This window comes from Microbacterium sp. A20, from assembly GCF_004794515.1.
GTDB lineage: Bacteria > Actinomycetota > Actinomycetes > Actinomycetales > Microbacteriaceae > Microbacterium.
In genome coordinates this window covers 1-23,008 of the sequence record NZ_SSDF01000082.1, presented here as the reverse complement: position 1 = coordinate 23,008, position 23,008 = coordinate 1, and the positions used below count along the sequence as shown (strand labels likewise).

Below are 23,008 nucleotides of genomic sequence, written 5' to 3'. Positions count from 1 at the left end.
AGCGAGGTCAGCCCTCCACGGTGCGGGTGCGGATGAGTTCCCGGTACCAGAGGCCGGAGTCCTTCACGGTGCGTGCGAGGTCGTCGAAGTCGACCCGCACGATCCCGAACCGCTTGGCGTAGCCGTATCCCCACTCGAAGTTGTCGAGCAGCGACCACACGAAGTACCCCCGCAGGTCCACACCGCGTTCGATCGCCCGGTGCGCCGCGGTGAAGTGGCGGCGCAGGTAGTCGGTGCGCTCGACGTCGTGAACCGCACCGTCTGCGGCGACCTCGTCTTCGAATGCGGCGCCGTTCTCGGTGACCATGAGCGCCTGCTCGGGGAACTGCTCGGAGAGTGACACCAGCAGCTCCTCGAGGCCCTCCGGAGCGATGTTCCAGCCCATCGCGGTGTAGGGGCCGGGCTGCTCCACGAACTCGACCAGCTGGTCGCTGCCGGGCCAGGCCGTTCCGCCGGCGGCACCCTTGTGTCCGTCGTTCTGCTGCTTCGGCGAGACGCCGTCCCAGAGGCGCACGGTCGCGGTCGAGTAGTAGTTCACGCCGAGCACGTCGATCGGCTGGGCGATCGTGGCGAGGTCACCGTCCTGCACGAAACCCCAGTCGGTGACCGATGCGGTGTCCTCGAGCAGATCGGCCGGGTACTCGCCGCGCAGCATCGGGCCGGTGAACGCGCGGTTGGCGAGAGCGTCGATGCGGCGCATCGCCTCCGCGGCGCCGTCTCCCTGTCCGCGCAGCACGTGGAAGTTCAGGGTGACGGAGTAGTCGGGGTCGCCGGTGGAGGTCGCGCGAAGCGCCTGCAGGGCGCGCCCGTGGGCGAGGTTGAGGTGGTGGACGGCCGACAGCGCCGATGCCGGTTCGTGGCGTCCCGGTGCGTGGCCGCCCTGGCCGTAGCCGAGATAGGCGGAGCACCACGGCTCGTTGAGGGTCGTCCAGGTGTGCACGCGGTCGCCGAGGGCCGTGCCCATGATCTCGGCGTAGCGCTCGAAGGCGTCGGTGGTCGCTCGCGATGTCCAGCCACCGGCATCCTCGAGATACTGCGGGAGGTCCCAGTGGTAGAGCGTCGCCACCGGACGGATTCCGCGCTCGAGCAGCCCGTCGACCAGGCGGGAGTAGAAATCGATCCCGGCCTGGTTCACTTCGCCGGACGCCGCGGGGACGATACGCGGCCAGGCGATCGAGAACCGATAGGCCTCGAGCCCGAGGTCGGACATCAGATCGAGGTCCTCGTCCACGCGATGGTAGTGATCGCACGCGACGTCGCCCGTGTCCCCGTTCCAGACCCGACCCGGTGTCTTGCTGAAGGTGTCCCAGATCGACGGGGTCCGGCCGTCTTCGGCTGCCGCTCCCTCGATCTGGTACGAGGCCGTGGCGGATCCGAACGTGAACCCATCGGGGAACACCAGGCCGGAGCCGCGGTAGTCATCGCGGGGCGTGAGCAGGCTGGTCATGCGGTGATCTCCTCGAGGTCGACGGTGTAGTCCTCGGCGCGGCCATCGGGGTCCGTCACCGTGACCGTAGTGCTGCCGGCGCCGCCGGGGAAGACCCGGAGCCGCAGTCCGTCATGGTAGTCGTAATCCGGGCGGTCGACCCGTGCACCCCAGGGGAGCGCCGTGCCCGGCCGCACGTACAGCGGCAGCGAGTCGAACCCGTGCTTCTCACGTCGCCAGCCGCCGCCGGTCACGGTCTCGCCCGTGAGCAGCGAGGTCCACTCCCCGGCGGGGAGGTAGAAGTCGACCTCTCCGTCTTCGGTGAACACCGGAGCGACGAGCAGGTCGGCCCCCAGCATGTACTGCCGGTCGAGGTAGGCGGTGGCCGGATCCTCGGGGAACTCCAGCATCATCGGACGCATCAGCGGCACGCCCGTCGCCGCGGCATCCAGCCCCTGCTGGTACAGGTACGGCATGAGGCGCATCTTGAGGTGCGTGAACTGGCGCGTCACCTCGACGGCCTCCTCGTCGAACGCCCACGGCACCCGGTACGAGCTCGACCCGTGGAAGCGTGAGTGCGAACCGAGCAGCCCGAAGGCCGTCCAGCGCTTGAAGACACCGGCATCCGGCATGCCCTCGAACCCGCCGATGTCGTGGCTCCAGAAGGCGAAGCCCGAGAGGGCGAGCGACAGCCCTCCGCGCAGCGTCTCGGCCATCGACGTGTAGGTCGAGGTGGAGTCGCCGCCCCAGTGCACGGGCATGCTCTGCCCGCCCGCGGTCGCCGAGCGCGCGAACAGCACCGCGTCGCCCTCCCCGCGCGTCTCGGTGAGCACGTCGAACACCGCGCGGTTGTAGAGCTCGGTGTAGAGGTTGTGCATGCGCTCGGGGGCTGCGCCGTCGGCCCAGACGACATCCGTGGGGATGCGCTCGCCGAAGTCGGTCTTGAAGCAGTCCACGCCCTGGGCGACGAGGCCCCGCAGCTTCGACTGGTACCAGGCTGTGGCGTCGGGATTCGTGAAGTCGACCAGGCCCATGCCGGCCTGCCAGAGGTCCCACTGCCACACCGAGCCATCGGCGCGCTTCACCAGGAAGCCCTGATCGGCGGCTTCGCGGAACAGCGGGGAGCGCTGGGCGATGTAGGGGTTGATCCACACGCAGACCCGCAGATCCTTGTCGTGCAGGCGCCCGAGCATCCCCTCGGGGTCGGGGAACACCCGCGGATCCCACTCGAAGTCGCACCACTGGAACTCGCGCATCCAGAAGCAGTCGAAGTGGAAGACGGAGACCGGCAGCTCGCGTGCGGACATCTCGTCGATGAACGAGTTCACGGTCTGCTCGTCGTAGTCGGTCGTGAAGCTCGTCGACAGCCACAGCCCGTACGACCAGGCGGGGACCACGGGCGGGCGGCCGGTGAGGGCCGTGTAGCGACCGAGCACGTCCTTCGGCGTCGGGCCCGCGATCACGAAGTACTCGAGCACTTCGCCGGAGACCGAGAACTGCACGCGCTCGACGGATTCCGAGCCGATCTCGTACGAGACGTGGCCCGGGTCGTTCACGAGCACGCCGTAGCCGCGATCCGAGAGGTGGAACGGGACGTTCTTGTAGGCCTGCTCGCTGGAGGTGCCGCCGTCGGCGTTCCAGATCTCCACGGTCTGACCGTTCTTCACCAGCGGTCCGAAGCGCTCGCCGAGCCCGTACACGTGCTCCCCGACGCCCAGGTCGAGCTGCTCGTGCACGTAGGCGGATGCTCGGGGCGCCGCGCCGCCCTGGCGCCCGTTGCCGACGATCCCGCGATCGACCTGCGCGTCGTCCGCCAGCCGCACGTAGCCCTGCGCCTTGTGGCCGCTGCCGGTCACTCGGCGGCCGTCGACCTCGAACGACAGGTCCCACGGATCGCCGGGGGCGATGCGGGCGACCAGCGACCCGGCGTCCAGCACGCCCCCCTGGTCGCCGAGGGAGATCGAGGCAGTGCCGGCGCCCGCGCCCGGCAGCGTGAATCCGCCGTGCCATCGACCGCCGGCGTGATGCGCGATGCGCACGCGGATGACGCCCTCGGCGGGGGAGGAGAGGGTGGTGGTGAGCACGGGCCGGTTGAGGGTGTCGCCGCGCTTCGCGATGACCATCGTGGGTGCCGTGATGACGATGCCGGCCCCGTCGGGAGTCTCATCGGTCTCGGCGATGTCGTAGGCCTCCTGCGCGTAGAGCGCCGTGACCCCGGGGCGCAGCTGCCAGAACCCGTCGGTGAACTTCATTACTTGACTGCTCCTGCGGTGATGCCCCTGGTGAGGGTGCGTTGGAAGATGAGGAAGAAGATGAGCGTCGGGATGATGCCGAGCAGCGCCGAGGCGCTCGTGGTGGTCACGTCCATCAGCCGGTCGCCCTGGAGCACGCTGATGGCCACCGGAACCGTCTGATTCGCGTTGGAGGCGAGGAACGTCAGCGGGATGAGGAACTCGTTCCAGGTCCAGATGAAGAAGAAGATCAGGAGCACCGAGAGCGTCGGACGGCTGATCGGGAAGATCACGCGCCACAGGATCTGCCAGCGGCTGGCACCGTCGAGCGACGCGGCCTCGAGGACCTCCTTGGGGAAGGTGCCGTACACGGACGAGAGCAGGTAGGTGCCGAACGCCGCCTGGATGACGGTGAACACGATGATCACCGACCACACGTTGTCGTACAGTCCGACGGATTTGAACATGTAATACAGCGGGTAGAGCAGCGCCTCCTGCGGCAGGAGGTTCGCCATGAGGAAGAGCAGCACGATCCACGAGCGACCGCGCACGCGGCCGATGCCGATCGCGAAGGCGTTGAGCATCGAGATGACGACCGCGAGCACCGACACGATCCCGGCGATGAAGATCGAGTTCCACACCTTCTCCGGGAAGTTCACCCGCTCCCAGAACTTGATGATGCCGCCGAAGTCGAGCGACTCGGGGAGGGCGAGGGGACCGGAGGTGGCGTAGTCGACGGGCGACTTGAAGGAGTTCACGAGAACCAGGTAGAACGGCGCGATGACCAGCAGCGCTCCGACGATGACCAGCGCGAGCAGCAGCCAGTCGATCGGGCGCTTCTTGGTCATGCCGCCGCGCGGGCGCGTCTTGGCGGGCTTTCCGGTGACGATGGCGGTGGTGGCGTGCATCACAGACCCGCCCTTTCCTTGCGCTCGAGGGAGTTCTGGACGCGGATGAAGATGATCGACACGATCACGACGACGATGGTGAGGACGGTGGCGATCGTGGCGCCGTAGCCGACGTTCCGCTTCGTGAAGAACTCCTGGTAGGCGTAGTAAGCAGGCACCAGGGTGGCGCCGGCCGGGCCTCCGCGGGTGATGATGTAGACCGGACCGAACACCTTGAGCGCGGCGATCGTGCAGGTCAGGGTGACGACGAAGATCTCCGGGCGGATGATGCTCATCGTGATCGCCGAGAACCGCTGGAACCAGTTCGCGCCGTCGAGCTCCGCAGCCTCGTACAACTCCGGGTCGACGCGCTGGAGTGCGGCCATGAAGACCACGACGGGGTAGCCGAGCTGCACCCACACCATCACGACCATGAGCACGATGAGCGCGGACGGCATCTGGCCGAGCCAGTCGTAGGCGGGCAGGCCGAACCAGCCGAGCATCTGGTTGAGGGCACCATCGCTGCCCGGGCGCACGATCCAGCCGATCACGATGCCGGCGACGGCGATGGGGAGGATCTGCGGAAGGTAGTAGGTGGCCCGGAGGAAGCTGCCGACCTTGCCGCCGAACTTGCGTCCGACCACGTCGAACAGGAGTGCGGCGACGACGAGCCCCACGATCGTCGGCACCACGACCATCGCGATGATCATCCACACCGAGTTGGTGAACGAGGTCCAGAAGTCGCTGTCGGTGAGGATCTTCTGCCAGTTCTCGAGCCCGATGAACTCCGGTGCGCGCACCCCCTTCCACTTCGTGAAGGTGAGGTACACGTTCCAGATGAGCGGAACGATCACGACGATGAGCAGGAGCACGAAGCCGGGGAGCAGGTAGAACCAGTAGGCACCGGTCCCACCGCTGCGCTGCGGGATCGACGGCTGTTCGGGCGGCAGCTTGGTGCGGCCCTCGCGGCGGGTGGCGAGTGACATCTTCATCTCCAGGAGGTGCGGGGGCGGCATCCGTGGATGCCGCCCCCGCAGGTCGATCAACGGAATTCGGCGGTGCCCTCGTCGTACTGCTCGCCGAGGTTCTTGTTCGTGGTCTTCACGTCCTGCACGCCGGTGACGAGGCCCTGCAGCTCCTGCACGATCACGTCGTAGAAGCCCGGTGCGGGCCAGTCCGGGTAGAAGGAGAGGCCGTCGGCGTCGAGGACCCCGTTGAAGGTCTCGATGAGGGCCGCGCTCTTCTCGTCGGTGATGTCGGCGGTGTCGGCCGCGACGGGCAGGCCGCCGTTGTTGCCGATGATCGCCTGGATCTCGGGGCGCATCGTGATGTCGATGAACTCGTAGGCGAGGTCCTTGTTGGCGGCGTTCTCGGGGACGACCCAGAGGTTGCCCGAGGAGCCGAGCGAGAGGTCGGCTCCGGGGAATGCGGCCATCGACCAGTCGAAGCCGGTGGCCTCGGCGACGAAGCGGCCGAACCACCACGAGCCGGAGACGAAGATCGGTGACGAGCCGTTGATGAACGAGACGCCCGCGTCCTCCGCCTTGACCGATGACACGTCGGAGGCGATGTAGCCCTTGTCGACGTACTCCTTCAGGGTCTCGGTGGCAGCCGTGACCTCCGGGCCCTGCCAGTCGACGGGGTTCTCGTAGAGCTGGTAGTCGTCGACGAAGCCGCGGTCGGCCTCGAGCAGGGCGAGCTGGTACCAGAGCTGTCCCAGCGGGTATTCAGCGCCGGCTTCCGCGAGGGGCGTGACGCCCTGGGCGACGAAGGCGTCGAGCACGTCGACGAACTCCTCGTACGTCGTGGGGATCTCGAGTCCCGCTGCGGCGAACGCATCCTCGTTGTAGTAGACGCCCACGAACTCGCCGTAGTTCGGAACTCCGAACCAGGTGTCACCGCCCATCACGCCGTCTTCCGAGTACTTGGCGGTGGTCTGCAGCGACGGTGCCAGCTTCTCGTCCCACCCGTACTCCTCGACCGCGTCCGAGATGTCGGCGATCAGGCCGGTGGAGGCGAGGAAGCCCGCGGTCGCGTTGCCCTTGTTGAACTCCATCAGGTCGGGCGCGGCATCCGTGTCGAGCACCTGGCTGGCGGTCTTCTGGATCTGCTCGAAGGACTTCTCCTCGAACTCGACCTTCGCTCCGGTCTCCTCCTCGAAGATCTTGATGGATTCGGCCCAGGCCTTGCCCATCGCACTGTCGGCGCCTTCGTAGTGCCAGAGCTTGAGGGTCTGGCCGTCGCCGCCGTCGTCACCGGAACCGGCTGTACAGCCGCTCAGCGCGATGCCGGTCGTCGTGAGCGCGGCCACCAGGGCCAGCGCCTTCGTCCTGCGGGTGGTGCGTGCCATCGTCGGCACTCCTTTCTCAATGGCCCCAAGGGCCGGACACTTCACTGGGTCGGATTGTTCAGTTGTGAGCGAGACATTCGTCGAAGCGTTTCGACCGCGACCATGCCTGCGGGAGCGTGGAGAGACGGTCAGTCTCGGGCGGGGGAGGAGACGGAGCCGACCGAGCGATACTCGGGCGGGATGAGATGGATCTCGGCGGGTGCGAGCGGGTCGTCCAGATGGCGGACCGCCAGGTCGACCGCGAGTTCGCACGATCGCTGCGGAACGAGAGGGATGGTGTCGACGGGAACGGGCAGCGCCGATGTGTCGAAGGACGCGGCGGCAGAGACCACCGAGACGTCGTCGCCGACGTGGAGGCCTTGTTCGGCCAGCACGGACAGCAGCACCTGATGCACGTCGTCGACGGCGTGCACGATGAACGCGCGATCGCCGCGAGCGAGCGCCGCCTCCACGGATGCGCGCACGGCGGCCGCATCCGTGACCGATGCGCCCGACTCCGACCAGTCGAGAGCCACCCCGCGGGCGGTTGCCTGCTCCTGCACGCCACGGAGCAGCCGGCGCGGGAAGTTCGACTTGCGGTACGAGACCTCGGTCTGACCGAGCAGGGCGATGCGTCGATGACCCGCGTCGGCGAGACGGTCCACTGCCAGATGACCGGCCGCCTCGAAGTCGAGGTCGACGCAGGTCAGGCCGGCGCTGTCGTCGGGCAGGCCGATGAAGATGGTGGGCGTTCCGATGGAGCGGGCGATGGGGACGCGTTCGTCGTCGGGAGCGACGTCGAGCACGAGGATCGCGTCGACGAGGTTGCTCGCCGCCACGCGGTTCATGCCCTCTGAGGCCTGCTCGTCGGTGAGGAGGAGGATGTCGAAGCCCTGTCGTCGCGCGGCGACCGCGGTCGCGAGCACGAAGGCCATGTGGGTCGGTGCATGCGTGTCCGCGCGCAGCGGCTCGGTCAGAGCGAAGATGTGCGTGCGGCGACCGGCCAGCATGCGCGCACCGGCATCGGGCTCATACCCGAGCGCGTGCACGGCGTCCTCGATGCGCAGGCGGGTCTTCTCCGAGACCGGACGCTTGCCGCTGAGCGCGTAGGAGACCGTGCTGATCGACACGCCGGCGGCGCGTGCCACCTCATGGATCGTCGTCATCGGGACTCCATCGTCAACGTGCGGGAAGTAATCGTCGAAGCGTTTCGCTCAAGCTTCTCCAGCGATGATAGGCACGACCCGATGCGGGACGCAAGCCTTTTGTGGTCATGCGCAACAAATCCGGGTTCGTGACCATGGGAGCGATCCCGCGGTCAGGGGCGACGAGGTCTCGATGGGGGAGGGATTCGAGACCCCGCCGCCGGCCCTAGGACGTGACGCGGATCTCGGCGATGACCTCGCCGTACTCGGTCTCTCCGACAGGCGTGAAGCCGACGCGGTGGAAGAAGGTCTCGGGCCCGCCCTCGCCGGCCTCGTAGATCACGTTCACGTGGTCGACGCCGCGCGCCTTGGCCTCGTCGACCAGCGCCTCGACGGCGAAGCGGCCGACGCCCCGACCCTGATCGTCGGCGTCGACGTTGATGCGCCACAGCACGGAGCGGAAGTGCTCCTCCGGCGCTTCGGGATCGAAGTTCGCGCTGACGAAGCCGACGACCTCGTTGCGATCGAGGATCACCCGCTGCCAGGACGTCTGCGGGTTGATGACTGTGGCTGCGATCCCGTACGAGACGGGAGCGAGGAACTGCTCCTGCCCGGGCTTGAGCGACAGGTTGTTCACGGCGACGATCGTCGCAGCGGAGAGTTCGACCATGCGCAGTTCGGACATGGACCCAGGCTAACGCCTCGCGGCGGACCCGACACCGTTCGGTCGAACTTTTCGTCCAGATCTGGCCGTTCGTCCCCACTCCTCGGACGGCGTGGAGAGGCCGGGGCCACGGGCTCGAGGCCACTCAGGTATCTTGGTATCGAGACAAATAGACCACAAGAGCGGAGAACCTCCCGGTGACCGACGAAGCCATCATCTACACCCACACAGACGAGGCGCCGGCACTGGCCACCGCCTCGTTCCTGCCGATCATCCAGGCCTACACGGGTCAGGCGGGCATCGACTTCGAGACCCGCGACATCTCGCTGGCCGGCCGCATCCTGGCCGCCTTCCCGCAGAAGCTCACGCCGGAGCAGCAGGTGGGTGACGCCCTCGCCGAGCTGGGTGGCCTGGCCACGCTCCCCGAGGCGAACATCATCAAGCTGCCGAACATCTCGGCATCGATCCCGCAGCTCAAGGGCGCCATCGCGGAACTGCAGGAGCAGGGCTACGACATCCCCGACTTCCCGGACGAGCCGTCGTCGCTCGAAGAGAAGGACGTGCGCGCGCGGTACGACCGCATCAAGGGCTCCGCCGTGAACCCGGTGCTGCGTGAGGGCAACAGCGACCGCCGTGCGCCTCTCGCGGTGAAGAACTATGCGAAGAAGCACCCGCACCGCAACAAGCCGTTCGCCGAGGGATCGAAGACGCGCGTCGCCACTCTGGGGCACGATGACTTCAAGCACAACGAGCGGTCCTGGGTCGCGGCCCACGACGACGTCCTGAGCTTCCGCCACACGGCGGAAGACGGAACGGTCACCGTGCTGAAAGAGGGGCTCAAGGTCCTGCCGCGCGAGATCGTCGACGCGACGTTCCTCTCCGCCACCGAACTCGACGCGTTCCTCGCCGAGACTCTGGCCACGGCGAAGGCCGACGACGTGCTCTACTCGGTGCACCTCAAGGCGACCATGATGAAGGTCAGCGACCCCATCATCTTCGGTCACGTGGTGAAGGCATTCTTCGCCGACGTGTTCGCGCAGTATGGCGACATGCTGGCTGCAGCCGGACTCAGCGCGAACGACGGTCTCGGCTCGATCCTCGCAGGGCTCGCGAACGTCACGGGCGGCGACGAGATCGCCGCGGCGTTCGATAAGGCCATCGCCGAGGGCCCTCGCCTGTCCTACGTGAACTCCGACAAGGGCACGACCAACCTGCACGTGCCCAGCGATGTCATCGTCGACGCCTCGATGCCTGCGCTCGTGCGCAACGGTGGCAAGCTCTGGGGCAAGGACGGTGAGGAGGCGGACACCCTCGCGGTCATCCCCGACTCCTCGTACGCGAGCGTCTACCAGGCCGTGATCGATGACGTCATCGCGAACGGACCGCTCGACCCCGCCACGATCGGCACCGTCCCGAACGTGGGGCTCATGGCGCAGGCGGCCGAGGAGTACGGCAGCCACGACAAGACGTTCGAGATCGCGGCGGACGGCATCGTCCAGGTGCTCGACAGCGAGGGCACGGTGCTCATCGAGCACGCGGTCGGCAAGGGCGACATCTGGCGGGCGACGCAGACCAAGCACATCCCGGTGATGGACTGGGTCAAGCTCGCGGTCACCCGCGCCCGCGCGACCGGCGTGCCGGCCGTGTTCTGGCTCGACGCGAACCGCTCGCACGACGCGCAGATCATCGCGAAGGTGCACCAGGGTCTGGCGACGCTCGACACCAAGGGCCTCACGATCACGATCCTCGCGCCCGAGGAGGCGACGCGCTACACGCTCGCCCGCATGCGTCACGGGCTCGACACGATCTCGGTCACCGGCAACGTGCTGCGCGACTACCTCACCGACCTGTTCCCGATCCTCGAGGTCGGCACGAGCGCCAAGATGCTCTCGATCGTTCCGCTGCTCGCGGGCGGCGGCCTCTTCGAGACGGGTGCGGGCGGCTCCGCCCCCAAGCACGTGCAGCAGCTGGTCGAGGAGAACTACCTGCGCTGGGACTCGCTCGGCGAGTTCTTCGCGCTGGCCGCATCGCTCGAGCACTTCGCCGACCGCACGGGCAACGAGAAGGCCCGCGTGCTGGCTGAGACGCTGGATGCCGCGACCGGCATCTTCCTCGAAGAGGACCGCTCCCCGGGCCGTGCGCTGGGCACGATCGACAACCGTGGCAGCCACTTCTACCTGGGCCTGTACTGGGCGCAGGAGCTGGCCACGCAGACGAAGGACGCCGAGCTCGCCGCGTCCTTCGCGCCGATCGCCGCCACGCTCGCCGAGAACGAGGAGAAGATCGTCTCCGAGCTCAACGCGGTGCAGGGCAAGCCGGTGGAGATCGGCGGCTACTACCGTCCCGACGAGAAGCTCGTCGCCGCGGTCATGCGTCCGTCCGAGACGCTGAACGGCATCGTCGACGCGCTGCGCTGACACACGAGAAGGGGGTGGATGCTTCGGCATCCACCCCCTTCTTCATGTCCGCGCCAGGGCGGCTCAGTAGTAGACCGACACCTCGAGGCCGACCGGCGACCAGTCGTAGACGTACTTGGCGAGGTCGATCGGGAGGTTCACGCAGCCGTGGCTCATGCGCTGGCCGAAGTTGTTGTGCCAGTAGGTGCCGTGGAACCCGATGTTCGGTGCGAACCAGGTGATCCAGGGGACGTCTTCGGTGCAGTAGGGCGCGCCCTCGTAGCAGCCCATGTCCTGGATGGACGTGTGCGCGAACACCTTGAAGTTTCCGGCCGGGGTCAGCGTGCCGGGCAGGCCGGTCGACACGGCCCAGGACTGGACGACCTCGTTGTTCTGGAACAGGTAGGCGCGCTGCGAGCTCAGGTTGATCTCGATGCGGCGGAACAGGTTCACCGTCTCGAACGCGGTCTCGCCCACGGTGAGCTTGAACACCCCGTCGCCGGCGGCGAGCTGCTGCGCGAACTGCTCGGCGACACCCGACGTGTCGCCGACGGCGCGGCCGACGACACCCTCCTGCTCGGCCCGCAGCACGGTGCCGGCGGAGTCGACGATGTTCGTGGCGTTGACAGGTGCCCGGTCGACGAGACCCGGAAGCGTGTCGACCGTGGCCTGGATGGCCTGCGGATCGGCTTCGATGCGCAACTGACCGTCTTCGGCGACCACGGTCAGCCAGGTGGCGGCGACCGCGGGCTTGACCGGTACGGTGCGTTCGTCGCCGACGTAGAAGCCGATCGTCCCGAGCATCGTGTTCAGCCCGGTGGCGGTCGCGGTGGCGTCGTCGTCGGAGACGGCAGGCAGGGCCTCGGCCGGACCGCCGGGGTATTCGAGAGACGTCTTCCCCTCGGCTACCGCGTCGGTGAAGGCGGCGGTGAGATCGTCGACGTCGATTCCGGTGCCGGGCTCCGAGGCCGTGACGATGTACTTTCCGCTGGCGGGGTCGAATGCGACGCCGGCGTCCACCGGGTCTTGGAAGCTCGTCGGAACGGCGCTGCGCAGCGCCGTAGAAGCCTTCTCCGCATCGAGGGCGATGTCGGCGGGAACCGGATCGCCCATCCACATGCCGAGGTTCCACAGGGGGCGTTCGGCGAAGGCGGCATCGGCGAGAGCGGTCGCATCGAGGGACGCGCCGAGGTCGGCGCCCGTCAGCACCGCGTCGTCTCCCTCGCCGGTGAGTGTGACCTCGGTCTCGGCGAGATGCGTGCTGATCGCTTCGGCAGCGGCGCCGGGGGTCATCCATCCGACCGGGATCCCGGCGACGGTGGTTCCCGGCGCGATGAGGACCAGCGAGGCGGCTCCTGCGCCCAGCGCGACGACACCGAGTCCGAGCCCGATCCAGAGCCCGAGGCGACGCTTCTTCGGTGCCGGCTCGACAGGCGCCCACGCCAAGGGCTGCTCGCCCGTGGTGGGCGGCTCGGTGTCGGAACCCGGCTCTCGCGGCGTGAGTACTGCGGTGGGCGTGGCGTCGTCGCCGTGCGCCTCTGCTGCTGCGCCCGGCGCGGAAATCAGATCGGTCACGAACTCACCCCCCGGCTCTCAAACGTGTCCTAGACGTCCAATGGTACGGGATGGGAGGTAACGGGGAGGCAACGGTCCGTGATATCGTCCCTCCCCGCGCCGGCGGTCAGTCGACGATGGCGATGCCGTCGATCTCGACGAGCATCTCCTCGCGGGGCAGACCGGTGAAGACGGTCGTGCGCGACGGGAGGATCCCGCTGGGGGTGTTCGCCGTCACGAAGGCGCCGTAGGCATCGTTCATGATCGGGAAGTCCTCACGCTTGGTGAGGTACACGCGCAGCATCACGACGTCGTCGAAAGTCGCGCCGGATGCCTCGACGATGGCCTTGACGTTCTCGAGTGTGCGCGTGGTCTGCGCGGCGACATCGCCCGGGAAGAGGTACTCGTTCGTCTGCGGGTCGACCGGGCCCTGGCCGGACACCTGAACGAACGCCCCCTTGCGGATCCCCTGAGAGAAGGTGTGCGCGGGAGCGGGGGCGGCATCGGTGGAAACTCGGATCTTCGCAGTCATGTCATCCAGCCTAGTAGCCTTGTTAGATGCCTCTACAAATTCCGGATCCCGTTCTCGGCGCCTGGACGAAGGGCTTCCCGGCGCATGCTGCGGGACTCCGACTCTCGGAGGTCGCCGGCGCTGATCTGCACCTTTCCGACCTGGTCACGCCGGTGCTCACGGTGCACGAGGGGGCGCTCGACCACAACGAGAGGACCGTCTTCGCGTGGGCGCGGGAGCAGAGGGTGCTGCTCGCGCCGCACGGCAAGACCACGATGGCGCCCGCCCTCTGGCAGCGGCTGCTCGATGCCGGTGCGTGGGGTATCTCGGTCGCGACACCGTGGCAGGCCGAGGTCGCCGTCGACGCCGGTGTCCCGACGGTGCTGATCGCCAACGCCGTCACGGACGCCGCCGCGGTGCGGCGACTGAGTGCGCTGCTCGCCGCCGATGAGGGGCTGCGGGTGCTGTGCTGGGCGGACTCCCTCGACGGCGTCGCGATCCTGGCGGACGGGATGCGCGGTGCCGCGCGGCCGCTCGACGTGCTGGTCGAACTCGGTGGGGCGCAGGGCCGGACCGGCGCGCGCAGCGTGGACGAGGGAGAGCGGATCGCGCAGGCGATCTCGGAGTCTTCCGGGCTGCGACTCGCCGGCGTCGCCGGATACGAAGGTCCGTTCGGGCCGGATCGCAGCGCTGCCTCCGTCGCGGCCGTCGACGCGTATCTCCGGACGATCGTCGAGCTCCACACGCGGCTGGTGTACCCCGAGGGTGTCCGTCCCGTGCTCAGCGCGGGCGGCAGCTCTTTCCCCGACCGCGCCGCGGCGGTCCTCGCGCCCGAGGGCGCCGATGCCGATGTCGTGCTGCGCTCGGGTGCCTTCCAGATCCACGACGACGGCTTCTACTCCCGCATGTCGCCGTTCGGCCCGTTGACCGGAACCGCTCGGCTCAGTTCCGCGATGCACGCCTGGTCGCGCGTCGTCTCTCAGCCGGAGGAAGGCCTCGCCCTGTTGGATGCGGGCCGACGCGATGTGCCGTTCGATCTCGATCTGCCGGTCCCGCAGTCGGTCGACGGCGAGATCACGGCGCTCAACGATCAGCATGCGTTCCTGCGGTTGGCGGAGGGCGCGTCGGCGGCGGTCGGCGACGTGGTGCGTCTGGGACTCTCGCACCCCTGCACGGCGTTCGACAAGTGGCGCGTGGTCGCGGTGATCGATGATCCCGATGCCGAGGATCCGCGCGTGATCGGAGCGGTCGCGACATGCTTCTGAGCGCGGAGAAGGCCGCTGCCGGCCTGGTGCGGGTGTACCGCGGAGCGACGGTCGTCGATGGGACGGGGTCGGCGCGCTACGTGGCCGACGTCGCCGTCGAGGGCGCGAGGGTGGCGGCGGTTCTGCCACTCGGGAGCGCCGGGGTCCTCGAGCTTCCGGAGGGTGCGGTGGAGATCGACGCGGCCGGTCTCGTGCTGGCGCCGGGATTCATCGACATGCACGCGCACAGCGACCTCGCCGTGCTGAGCGGCGCCGATCACGACGCGAAGATCCGGCAGGGCGTCACCACCGAGGTGCTCGGTCAGGACGGCCTCGGCTACGCCCCGCTCGATGACGACGCGGCCGCCACCATCCCCGGGCAGATCGCCGGATGGAACGGCATGCCGGCCGAGGTTCCGTGGCGGACGATGGGCGACCTGATCACTGCGATCGATGCGGCAGCCGTGGCCAACGCCGCGGTGCTCGTGCCGCAGGGGAACCTCAGGCTGATGGTCGTCGGGCACGAGAACCGCCCGGCGACAGCGGTCGAGATCACTGCGATGGCGGACCTGCTCGGTGCAGCGCTGGACGCCGGCGCCTTCGGGATGTCGAGCGGCCTCACCTACACGCCGGGAATGTATGCCGACACGGCAGAACTCGAAGCGCTGTGCCGCGTGGTCGCGGAGCGCGGCGGCTACTGGGCGCCGCACACCCGCAGCTACGGCGGGGGAGCACTCGACGCCTACCGGGAAGTGCTCGACATCGGTCGCCGCACCGGATGCCCCATCCACCTCACCCACGCCACGATGAACTTCGCCCCGAACCGGGGGCGGGCAGCGGAGCTCCTGGCCCTGATCGACGAGGCCATCGCGGATGGCGTCGACGTGACCCTGGACACCTATCCCTATCTGCCGGGAGCAACGACGCTCGCCGCGCTGCTGCCGAGCAGGCTCGCCGCGACGGGTGACCTGTTGCGGGCCGTCTCCGAGCTCGACGCGGCCGGCCGGGAGGCCGTTCGCGTGGAACTCGAGGAGATCGGGTGCGACGGCTTCCACGGCGAGAGGGCCGACTGGACGCAGATCCAGATCTCGGGCACGGCCCATCCTGCTCTCGCAGACCTGGTCGGTCGGACGGTGGCCGAGGTCGCCGAGACGACGGGGCGCCGAGCGGTCGACGTCGTGCTCGACACGATCGTCGCCGATGCCGATGCCGGTGCCACGGGCATCCTGATGCACATCGGCGATGAGGAGAACGTCCGCGCGATCATGCGCCATCCGCGGCACACGGGAGGAAGCGACGGGATCCTGATCGGCGCGCGGCCGCATCCCCGCGGTCGGGGCACGTTCCCGCGGTATCTCGGACACTACGTGCGCGAACTGGGCGTGCTCACGCTGGAGGAGGCGGTGCAGCATCTGACGGGGACGCCCGCCAGGCGGCTGGGCCTCGACCGCGACGATGCTCCGCGCGGTGTGATCCGCTCCGGTGCGACCGCCGACCTCGTGCTGTTCGATCCCGAGACCATCGCGGCCGGGGCGACATTCGAGGAGCCGTTCGCCGCACCGCTCGGCATCGTCGAGGTGCTGGTTGGCGGAGTGCCCGTCGTCTCCGACGGCGAGCCCACCGGCGCGACGCCGGGCCGGGCGCTGCGGATGCCGCCGGCGCTCCACCGGGCCACGGTGCCCCGCATCGACGCGCGCATCGACCCGATGGCGCCCGGGTTCGCCTGGTCGGGGAAGACGCCCGTGCTCGCCCCCGCGGAGCTCACGGCCGCTGCAGCCACGCTGGGCGGTCTCGGTGATGACGACGGAGGGCCGTGCATCCGCCTCGTGGTCGACGAGACGCTCGGCGACGATGCCGCAGCGGTCGGGCGCATCGGAGGCGAGGCGTTCCGCGTCAGCGTGAGCGAATCGGGCATCGAGGTCCGTGGCGCGACTCCCGCCGGCGTGTACCGCGGCGCAACGGTGCTGCGGCAGCTGCGCGACCCGGAGGGAGCCGCGACGCCGATCCCGGCCGGCGTGTGGGAGGGAGCACCCGCCTATGCGTGGCGGGGCGCGATGCTCGACGTCGCACGCCACTTCCGGACCGTAGAGGAGGTGCGTCGGCTCATCGACCTTCTGGCCGATCATCGCCTCAACGTCCTGCACCTGCATCTCACGGACGATCAGGGGTGGCGGTTCGAGGTGCCGGGGTTCCCCCGGCTCACCGAGGTCGGTGCCCGTCGAGCGGCGACGCAGCGCGGTCACGGTCCGCTCGCGACCGTCGAGCCGGGCATCCACGAGGGCTTCTACACGACGGCCGAGCTGCGGGATCTGGTGAGATACGCCGCCGATCGCTTCGTGACGCTGGTCCCGGAGGTCGAGCTGCCCGGTCACGTCCAGGCCGCGCTCGCCGCGTATCCCGAGCTCGGGAACACCGATGTCGGAGATCCGGTCGACTCGCCGTGGGAGCGGTTCGGTGTGAACCCGCGCACGCTCGCTCCGACCGAGGCTTCGCTGGTATTCGGCCGTGCAGCCATCGACGCCCTGTGCGACGTGTTCGACTCGGAGTGGATCGGCATCGGCGGGGACGAGGTGCCCGTGACCGAATGGGAGCAGAGCGCTGCAGCCGCCACCCGGATGCAGGAGCTCGGACTCGCCTCGGCGCACGACGTGCAGCCCTGGTTCACGGCCCACTTCGTCGCACATGTCCGCGCGAGAGGTCGCACGGCGCTGGCGTGGGACGAGGTGCTCGAGGGGGATGTCCCCGACGGGGTCCGGATCCTCGCCTGGCGCGGCCCGGTCGCGATGCGTGCCGCTCTCTCGCGCGGCATCGAGGTCGTGGCCTGCCCCGACCTCGAGGTGTACCTCGACTACCCCCAGTCCGAGTCCGCGGAGGAGCCCATCAGGGTCGGCCCTCCGCTGACGATCGAACGCGCCTACACGCTGCGTGTCGAGGATGGAGCGGTCGGCGGCCAGGCCAACGTCTGGAGCGAGCATCTGCCCACCCGTGATCGGGTCGACTTCGCGATGTTCCCGCGGCTGGCGGCGATCGCCGAACGGCTCTGGGAGGGTGGCGAGCCGGCACCCTACGCGGACTTCGGACGACGTCTGTCGACGCACCTGCGCCGCCTCCGTGCGGCGGGGGTGCGGTATCGTCCACTGGACGGACCTGCGCCCGATCAGCGGCGTCCCGGCGTGCCGGGCAAGCCCCTGACGATCGAGGCGCGCGAGCACATCGTCGCCGGTCTGGTGGCACGCCTTCTCGAGCGATCGCACAACGCCTCCGCCGAGTATCGAAATTAATGTAACGTTTCGGTAACCCTCCCCGCGCGTCTGCGGGGAGAGGTTGCACAAATTTTGTTCGTAAGGTCTACTAACAAACATGTCCGTTTCGGATGAACAGCGTCCCGCGCCGCAGGTGGAGTACCTCGGCGCGAACACGCATGCCTTCGGCCCTGGGCGCCACCTGCGCTCGCGCGCGAAAGTGCTCCCCGAGCATGCCCGCGGCCACAACCGTGCACTGGTCCTGCAGACGCTGTATCACGCCGGGGCGATGAGTCGTGCCGACCTCTCGCGCGAGACGGGCCTGACCAGGGTCACGATCTCCGATCTCGTCGCGGAGTTCATCGCCGACGGCATCGTCGTCGAAATGGGCGTCCGCGAGGCCGTCGGGCCCGGCAAGCCTCCGATCCTGATCGACATCGACCGCGTGGGCCATCAGATCCTCGGCCTCGATCTCTCGGGTCCCAGTGCTTTCACCGGGGCCGTGCTGAGCCTGGACGGCGACGTGCTCGAGCGGCGTGAAGTCCCGCGGCCGGAATCGCCCGACGGCGAGGCGGCGTACGCCGCCCTGCACGAACTCGCGAAGACCCTGGTCGCCGCCTCCACGCAGCCCCTGTTGGGCGTCGGCATCGGCACCCCCGGGGTCGTGCGGCCCGATGGACTCGTGCTCAGCTCGCCGAACCTCGGCTGGACGAACTTCCCCCTCGAGGCGAAGCTGGGCATCGACCTCGATCTGCCCGTGCTCGCCAGGAACGACGCCAACGCGGCGGTGCTCGCCGAATACACCTTCGGGGACGCGAAGGCCGACTTCATGCTGATCAAGATCGGCAAGGGCGTGGGCGCCGGGCTCATCACCGGCAGTCAGCCGTTGCTGGGCAGCCGCTTCGCGGCGGGGGAGATCGGGCACGTCGTCGTCGGCACCGACGGCGGTCCCCGGTGCGCCTGCGGCAAGGACGGCTGCCTCGAAGCCTGGCTGAGCGTCAGCCGCCTGCGCGCGGCATTGGAGTCCGACCCCGACGCCCGCGACGAGATCCTGCGCGACGCCGGAACCCGCATGGCGATCGCCATCGCTCCGATCGTCGCGGCCCTCGATCTCTCCGAGGTCGTGCTCTCCGGACCCGCGGATCTGCTCGACGGCATCCTGATCGACGCCGCGATCGAGACGCTGCACGCCCGCACGCTCGAGGGCGTCTTCGAGGACGTCGTCGTGCGCCGGACACATCAGGAGGACATCGTCCTGCGCGGTGCTGCGGTGATGGTGCTCTCCGGTCAGCTGGGCGTGTCGTGACGCTCCTCTGCACCACTGTCGAGACCGCCGGGAGCGGCATCCGATGAACGGTGCGAGTGTTGCCGACCCCACCGGTCGGCCGATTCGAGTGGGCCTGGACGTCGGTGGAACGAAGATCGATGCGGTGGCCGTCGACCCCTCCGGTGAGATCGTCGGGCGACTCCGCCGGGTCACCGGCTGGGGAGACGACGCCGTCGTCGAAAGCATCGTGGCGGCTGTCAGCGCTCTCGCCGATGAGGTCGGCTTGCCGTCGTCCGACATCGGCTCCGTAGGGATCGGCATCCCCGGGCTGGTCGATGCCGACGCCGGGCGGGTCGATCATGCGGTCAATCTCGGCGTGGAGTCGCTGGAGCTCGCCGACCGCGCGGAGCAGGCCCTCGGCATCCCGTTCCGAGTTGAGAACGACGTGAAGGCCGCAGCGCTCGGAGCGGCGGCCCTGAGCGGGGTCACCGGGTCGATGGCGTATCTCAACCTCGGCACCGGCGTCGCGGCAGGCATCGTGATCGACGGTCGCATCTGGCGCGGTTCCCGTGGCACCGCGGGGGAGGTGGGGCACCTCTCGGTCGACCCGAACGGCCGTCTGTGCGGATGCGGCCAGCACGGCTGCGTCGAGACGTTCTGCGGGGGCGGAGCGCTCGCCAAGGCGTGGGGGCGACCGGGTGCACTGCCGATCAGAGACATCTTCGATGCCGCCGACGCCGGCGATCCGCTCGCCCTCGCGCTCCGCACCGACCTCTTCCACGGCGCCGCCGCTGCGGTGCGGGTTCTCGTGCTCTCCGCCGACGTCGAGACGGTCGTGATCGGGGGAGGGCTCACGGCTCTCGGCGACCGACTGGACGGCGGCATCCGCGCAGCGTTGCACGCGGGCGCCGAGGCATCGCCGTTCATGCGGTCCCTCCGCCTGGATGAGAGAATCGAACTGCTTCCGGCCGGGTCTCCCGCTGCCGCTTTCGGCGCCGCACTCGTCGGCGCATCCATCACCGAGAAGGAGATCGTCCCGCATGGCTGAGGTCGTCATCGTCGAGAATGCCGAGGCCGCAGGCGCCCTGGTCGCCACCGAGATCGTCGAGCTGATCGAACGCCGCGCGGATGCAGTGCTCGGGCTCGCGACCGGGTCCACTCCACTCCCCGTCTACCAGGCGCTGCGCACGCAGCTCGCCGGTCGCGACGTCTCGCAGGTGCGCGGTTTCGCCCTGGACGAATACGTCGGCATCGACCCGGCTCATCCGGAGAGCTACCGATCCGTCATCACGCGCGAGGTCGTCGAACCGCTCGGGCTCGACCCGGAGCGCATCCACGTCCCGAACGGCGCTCTCGCGACGATTCAGCACGCCGGCGACGACTACGAGGCAGCCATCGAGGCCGCCGGTGGGGTCGACCTGCAGATCCTCGGGATCGGCACCGACGGACACATCGGCTTCAACGAGCCGGGGTCGTCGTTCGCCTCGCGCACTCGCGTGAAGACCCTCACGGAGCAGACCCGCGAGGACAACGCACGCTTCTTCGACTCGATCGACGACGTGCCGATGCACTGCATCACGCAGGGCCTCGGCACCATCCTGAAGGCGCGGCACCTGGTGCTGCTCGCGTTCGGCGAGGGCAAGGCAGAGGCGGTCGCCGGCGCGGTCGAGGGGCCGCTCACGGCGCTCCTGCCGGGTTCCGCCATCCAGCTGCACCCGCATGCGACCATCGTGGTCGACGAGGCCGCAGCCTCGCGTCTCCAGCTCGCCGATTACTACCGTTACACGTTCGCGAACAAACCGGCCTGGCAGGGCATCTGACGCCTGTCCGGCGCGCTCAGCCCGCCAGCGCGGGCCAGGCGATCGGCAGCAGGTGCTCGACGCTCAGGGGTGCCAGGGGGAGTGTCGCGACGTCCGCCGGAGTGATCCACCGCAGCTCGGCGAGTTCCGCCTGGACCGTGACGGCTCCGGGGTCGACGGATGCCGCGAAGGCCGCGGCGACGACACGGTGACCGGGTTCGTTCGCGGCCGCGGAGACGAAGGTCCCGAGCGGCTGAAGCTCACTCTCGTCGAGCGTCAGCCCCAACTCCTCGTGGAGCTCGCGGATCAGGGTCTGCACGGCGGACTCACCGGGCTCGGGCTTGCCTCCCGGCTGCATGAACCGAGTGGTGCCCTGTTTGCGGACGACCAGCACCCGCCCTTCGGCGTCGACGATCACGGCAGCGCTCACGTGGATGTCAGGCATCGGGGCTGAACACCTTTCCAGGGTTGAGGATGCCGAGGGGATCGAACACCGCGGCGATCTGTCGCTGCAGCAGCCACTGGTCTTCTCCGAGCTCGTCGGCGAGCCAGCGGCGCTTCAGGACGCCGATGCCGTGCTCTCCGGTCAGCGTCCCGCCGAGGGCGATCGCCGCGCGGAACAGCTCGTCGGCCGCCGCCCACACCTCGGGTGGGACGTCGGGGCCCTCGAAGAGGAAGTTGGGGTGCAGATTGCCGTCGCCCGCGTGCGCCACCGTCGGGATCGTGAGTCGGTATTCGCGTTCGATACGCGCGATCTCGTCGAACATGGCGGGCATCGCGCTGCGGGGCACGGAGACGTCTTCGATGAGCGTCGTACCCAGCGACGCCATGGCCGCGTGCATGGATCGGCGGATCGCCAGCAGCTGCTCTCCCTCCGCGCGGTCGTGCGAGACGACCGTCACCCCACGGTGAGCGCGAAGGATCTCCGCGATGGTATCGGCTTCGACGCGAGCGGCAGGGCCGTCGGTCTGGATGGTGAGCTGGGCCGCTCCCGGTGTCGGTGCTGGAAGGCCGAGGAGCGCGTGCACCGCGGTGAGGCTCGCGGCGTCCATCAGCTCCATGATCGCCGGTTGCACGCCCGCGGCGGTCACCGCAGCGGAGGCGGAGGCGGCGGCGCGCACGCCGGGGAAGGTGGCGACCACCGTGCAGGTCTCTCCCGGCACGAGCCTGCGCAGCTTGAGGGTCGCACCCACCACGACACCGAGCGTGCCTTCGGAGCCGACGACCAGCGCCGTGAGGTCGAGCCCGGTGACGCCCTTGACGCTGCGGTGCCCGAGGTGCAGCAGCCGCCCGTCGGCGAGGACCAGGTCGACGCCGAGCACGGCATCGCGGACGACACCGTATTTGGCGCAGAGCAGCCCGCCGGCACCGGTGGCGATGTTGCCGCCGACCGTGGAGATGTCGCGGCTGGCCGGGTCGGGTGCCCACCACAGCCCGTGTCGCGCGAGCTCTGCATTGAGGTCGGCATTCAGGATGCCGGGTTCGACGACGGCGAGCAGATCGTCTGGCCGCACCTCCCGGATCGCGGTCATCCGCCGCAGGGACAACACGATCTCGCCGCTGCCGGCGTTCGCCCCACCGGCGAGTCCGGTGCCGGCTCCGCGGATGACGACCGGTGTGCGCGCGGCCGACGCGATGCGCATCGTCTGCTGCACGTCCTCGACCCGTTCGGCGTGGACGACGGCGATCGGGCGTCCGGCTGCGGCATGACCGGAGCGATCGGCTCTGGCCTGCTCGAGAACAGCCTCGTCGGTGTCGACGAGCGCGCCGAGCGACTCCTTCAGCTGTGTCAGGACGCTCATGGCTGCGCGCTCACGACGGGAGGCTCACGACAGGGCGCGCCGACCGCTGAGGACGCCCGCGACGACGGCCACCAGGGCGAAGGCGGTGCCGATCAGCGCCTGACCCATCGACCACCAGGCGATCGTGACTCCGACGTAGATCAACAGCTCGACGGCGGCGCGGAGGAACGGGTGCACGCGCAGGACCGGACGCGGCGACAGGAAGAGTGCCCAGATGAGGATCACGATCACCGGTGCCCCGATGCCGAGGATCACGTTCCACGGGAGATCCCAGCTGGCGAATCCCCACAGCGCGAGAGAGGCGACGGCAGCGACCAGGACGACGGTGCGGACGACATCGAGGGCGGAGATGTTCGGGCGCTCGACGCCGGGAACGGGTGCGGGATCCGAGGACATGCAACCAGTCTATTCGGCGGCCGGAGCGTCCTCGGCCGGGGCGATGGCGGCGGTGTCGGTGGCGGGAGCGGCCGCAGCAGGTGCGGGCTCGGCGGGCGCCTCGGGAGCGGGAGCG

18 protein-coding genes are annotated in these 23,008 nt (G+C 69.0%); 6 read left to right on the top strand and 12 right to left on the bottom strand.

What is annotated here, in order from left to right:
* Window positions 1–7: 7 nt before the first annotated feature.
* The 7 genes from DW298_RS11965 to DW298_RS11935 form a co-directional block, all read right to left on the bottom strand.
* Window positions 8–1,447 (bottom strand): GH1 family beta-glucosidase, encoded by a 1,440-nt coding sequence (locus DW298_RS11965; RefSeq protein ID WP_136042703.1) that lies wholly within the window; start codon window positions 1,445–1,447, stop codon window positions 8–10.
* Window positions 1,444–3,678 (bottom strand): alpha-xylosidase, encoded by a 2,235-nt coding sequence (gene yicI, locus DW298_RS11960; protein ID WP_136042702.1) that lies wholly within the window; start codon window positions 3,676–3,678, stop codon window positions 1,444–1,446. The genes DW298_RS11965 and yicI overlap by 4 nt, the downstream gene beginning before the upstream one ends.
* Entirely contained in the window at window positions 3,678–4,565 is an 888-nt protein-coding gene (locus tag DW298_RS11955) for a carbohydrate ABC transporter permease (RefSeq protein ID WP_136042701.1), read from the bottom strand. Before DW298_RS11955 ends, yicI begins: the two co-directional genes overlap by 1 nt.
* Window positions 4,565–5,530 carry a sugar ABC transporter permease gene (locus DW298_RS11950; RefSeq protein ID WP_136042700.1) on the bottom strand — a complete coding sequence of 322 codons (966 nt, stop codon included), beginning with the start codon at window positions 5,528–5,530 and terminating at the stop codon, window positions 4,565–4,567. The genes DW298_RS11955 and DW298_RS11950 overlap by 1 nt, the downstream gene beginning before the upstream one ends.
* A gap of 56 nt (window positions 5,531–5,586) precedes the next feature.
* Window positions 5,587–6,894: an extracellular solute-binding protein gene (locus DW298_RS11945; RefSeq protein ID WP_205820364.1), complete on the bottom strand. Its 1,308-nt coding sequence runs from the start codon at window positions 6,892–6,894 to the stop codon at window positions 5,587–5,589.
* Between the two features lie 128 nt (window positions 6,895–7,022).
* Complete coding sequence (locus DW298_RS11940; RefSeq protein ID WP_136042699.1) at window positions 7,023–8,039, bottom strand: LacI family DNA-binding transcriptional regulator; 1,017 nt, start codon at window positions 8,037–8,039, stop codon at window positions 7,023–7,025.
* A 205-nt stretch (window positions 8,040–8,244) separates the two neighbouring features.
* Entirely contained in the window at window positions 8,245–8,703 is a 459-nt protein-coding gene (locus DW298_RS11935; RefSeq protein ID WP_136042698.1) for a GNAT family N-acetyltransferase, read from the bottom strand.
* 176 nt (window positions 8,704–8,879) lie between these two features.
* Between DW298_RS11935 and DW298_RS11930 the strand changes: the two genes are divergently transcribed.
* Window positions 8,880–11,099 carry an NADP-dependent isocitrate dehydrogenase gene (locus DW298_RS11930; protein WP_136042697.1) on the top strand — a complete coding sequence of 740 codons (2,220 nt, stop codon included), beginning with the start codon at window positions 8,880–8,882 and terminating at the stop codon, window positions 11,097–11,099.
* A 63-nt stretch (window positions 11,100–11,162) separates the two neighbouring features.
* On the opposite strand, the gene DW298_RS11925 is transcribed toward DW298_RS11930, so the two are convergent.
* A complete protein-coding gene (locus DW298_RS11925; RefSeq protein WP_136042696.1) occupies window positions 11,163–12,653 on the bottom strand; it encodes a L,D-transpeptidase family protein in 1,491 nt (496 codons plus the stop codon).
* Window positions 12,654–12,759: 106 nt separating this feature from the next.
* On the bottom strand, window positions 12,760–13,164 hold the full coding sequence (locus DW298_RS11920) for a RidA family protein (RefSeq protein WP_136042695.1): 405 nt from the start codon (window positions 13,162–13,164) through the stop codon (window positions 12,760–12,762).
* Window positions 13,165–13,190: 26 nt separating this feature from the next.
* On the opposite strand from DW298_RS11920, the gene DW298_RS11915 reads away from it, so the two are divergent.
* The 5 genes from DW298_RS11915 (at window position 13,191) to nagB (ending at window position 20,716) form a co-directional block, all read left to right on the top strand.
* Window positions 13,191–14,408: an alanine racemase gene (locus tag DW298_RS11915; protein WP_136042694.1), complete on the top strand. Its 1,218-nt coding sequence runs from the start codon at window positions 13,191–13,193 to the stop codon at window positions 14,406–14,408.
* Window positions 14,399–17,668, top strand: a complete 3,270-nt coding sequence (locus DW298_RS11910; protein WP_136042693.1) for a family 20 glycosylhydrolase — start codon at window positions 14,399–14,401, stop codon at window positions 17,666–17,668. The genes DW298_RS11915 and DW298_RS11910 overlap by 10 nt, the downstream gene beginning before the upstream one ends.
* Before the next feature lie 79 nt (window positions 17,669–17,747).
* Window positions 17,748–18,935 carry an ROK family transcriptional regulator gene (locus tag DW298_RS11905; protein ID WP_136042692.1) on the top strand — a complete coding sequence of 396 codons (1,188 nt, stop codon included), beginning with the start codon at window positions 17,748–17,750 and terminating at the stop codon, window positions 18,933–18,935.
* A gap of 43 nt (window positions 18,936–18,978) precedes the next feature.
* The gene (locus tag DW298_RS11900) at window positions 18,979–19,944 is read left to right on the top strand and encodes an ROK family protein (RefSeq protein WP_205820363.1); all 966 of its coding nucleotides are present in this window, start codon (window positions 18,979–18,981) and stop codon (window positions 19,942–19,944) included.
* Window positions 19,937–20,716 (top strand): glucosamine-6-phosphate deaminase, encoded by a 780-nt coding sequence (gene nagB / locus DW298_RS11895; RefSeq protein WP_136042691.1) that lies wholly within the window; start codon window positions 19,937–19,939, stop codon window positions 20,714–20,716. The genes DW298_RS11900 and nagB overlap by 8 nt, the downstream gene beginning before the upstream one ends.
* A 16-nt stretch (window positions 20,717–20,732) precedes the next feature.
* On the opposite strand, the gene DW298_RS11890 is transcribed toward nagB, so the two are convergent.
* From DW298_RS11890 to DW298_RS11880, 3 genes are read right to left on the bottom strand one after another with little or no spacing between them, the layout of a single operon-like run.
* Window positions 20,733–21,140, bottom strand: coding sequence for an NUDIX domain-containing protein (locus DW298_RS11890; protein WP_136042690.1), 408 nt, complete (start codon window positions 21,138–21,140; stop codon window positions 20,733–20,735).
* The gene (locus DW298_RS11885) at window positions 21,133–22,497 is read right to left on the bottom strand and encodes an FAD-linked oxidase C-terminal domain-containing protein (protein ID WP_136042689.1); all 1,365 of its coding nucleotides are present in this window, start codon (window positions 22,495–22,497) and stop codon (window positions 21,133–21,135) included. Before DW298_RS11885 ends, DW298_RS11890 begins: the two co-directional genes overlap by 8 nt.
* 24 nt (window positions 22,498–22,521) lie before the next feature.
* Entirely contained in the window at window positions 22,522–22,893 is a 372-nt protein-coding gene (locus tag DW298_RS11880) for a YrdB family protein (RefSeq protein WP_136042688.1), read from the bottom strand.
* Between the last annotated feature and the right edge of the window lie 115 nt (window positions 22,894–23,008).

Excerpts from the sequence above, each read along its gene's own strand:
- DW298_RS11965 (WP_136042703.1), bottom strand. The coding sequence starts at position 1,447 with ATGACCAGCCTGCTCACGCCCCGCGATGACTACCGCGGCTCCGGCCTG.
- yicI (WP_136042702.1), bottom strand. The coding sequence starts at position 3,678 with ATGAAGTTCACCGACGGGTTCTGGCAGCTGCGCCCCGGGGTCACGGCG.
- DW298_RS11955 (WP_136042701.1), bottom strand. The coding sequence starts at position 4,565 with ATGCACGCCACCACCGCCATCGTCACCGGAAAGCCCGCCAAGACGCGC.
- DW298_RS11950 (WP_136042700.1), bottom strand. The coding sequence starts at position 5,530 with ATGTCACTCGCCACCCGCCGCGAGGGCCGCACCAAGCTGCCGCCCGAA.
- DW298_RS11945 (WP_205820364.1), bottom strand. The coding sequence starts at position 6,894 with ATGGCACGCACCACCCGCAGGACGAAGGCGCTGGCCCTGGTGGCCGCG.
- DW298_RS11940 (WP_136042699.1), bottom strand. The coding sequence starts at position 8,039 with ATGACGACGATCCATGAGGTGGCACGCGCCGCCGGCGTGTCGATCAGC.
- DW298_RS11935 (WP_136042698.1), bottom strand. The coding sequence starts at position 8,703 with ATGTCCGAACTGCGCATGGTCGAACTCTCCGCTGCGACGATCGTCGCC.
- DW298_RS11920 (WP_136042695.1), bottom strand. The coding sequence starts at position 13,164 with ATGACTGCGAAGATCCGAGTTTCCACCGATGCCGCCCCCGCTCCCGCG.
- DW298_RS11915 (WP_136042694.1), top strand. The coding sequence starts at position 13,191 with ATGCCTCTACAAATTCCGGATCCCGTTCTCGGCGCCTGGACGAAGGGC.
- DW298_RS11910 (WP_136042693.1), top strand. The coding sequence starts at position 14,399 with ATGCTTCTGAGCGCGGAGAAGGCCGCTGCCGGCCTGGTGCGGGTGTAC.
- DW298_RS11905 (WP_136042692.1), top strand. The coding sequence starts at position 17,748 with ATGTCCGTTTCGGATGAACAGCGTCCCGCGCCGCAGGTGGAGTACCTC.
- DW298_RS11900 (WP_205820363.1), top strand. The coding sequence starts at position 18,979 with ATGAACGGTGCGAGTGTTGCCGACCCCACCGGTCGGCCGATTCGAGTG.
- nagB (WP_136042691.1), top strand. The coding sequence starts at position 19,937 with ATGGCTGAGGTCGTCATCGTCGAGAATGCCGAGGCCGCAGGCGCCCTG.
- DW298_RS11890 (WP_136042690.1), bottom strand. The coding sequence starts at position 21,140 with ATGCCTGACATCCACGTGAGCGCTGCCGTGATCGTCGACGCCGAAGGG.
- DW298_RS11885 (WP_136042689.1), bottom strand. The coding sequence starts at position 22,497 with ATGAGCGTCCTGACACAGCTGAAGGAGTCGCTCGGCGCGCTCGTCGAC.
- DW298_RS11880 (WP_136042688.1), bottom strand. The coding sequence starts at position 22,893 with ATGTCCTCGGATCCCGCACCCGTTCCCGGCGTCGAGCGCCCGAACATC.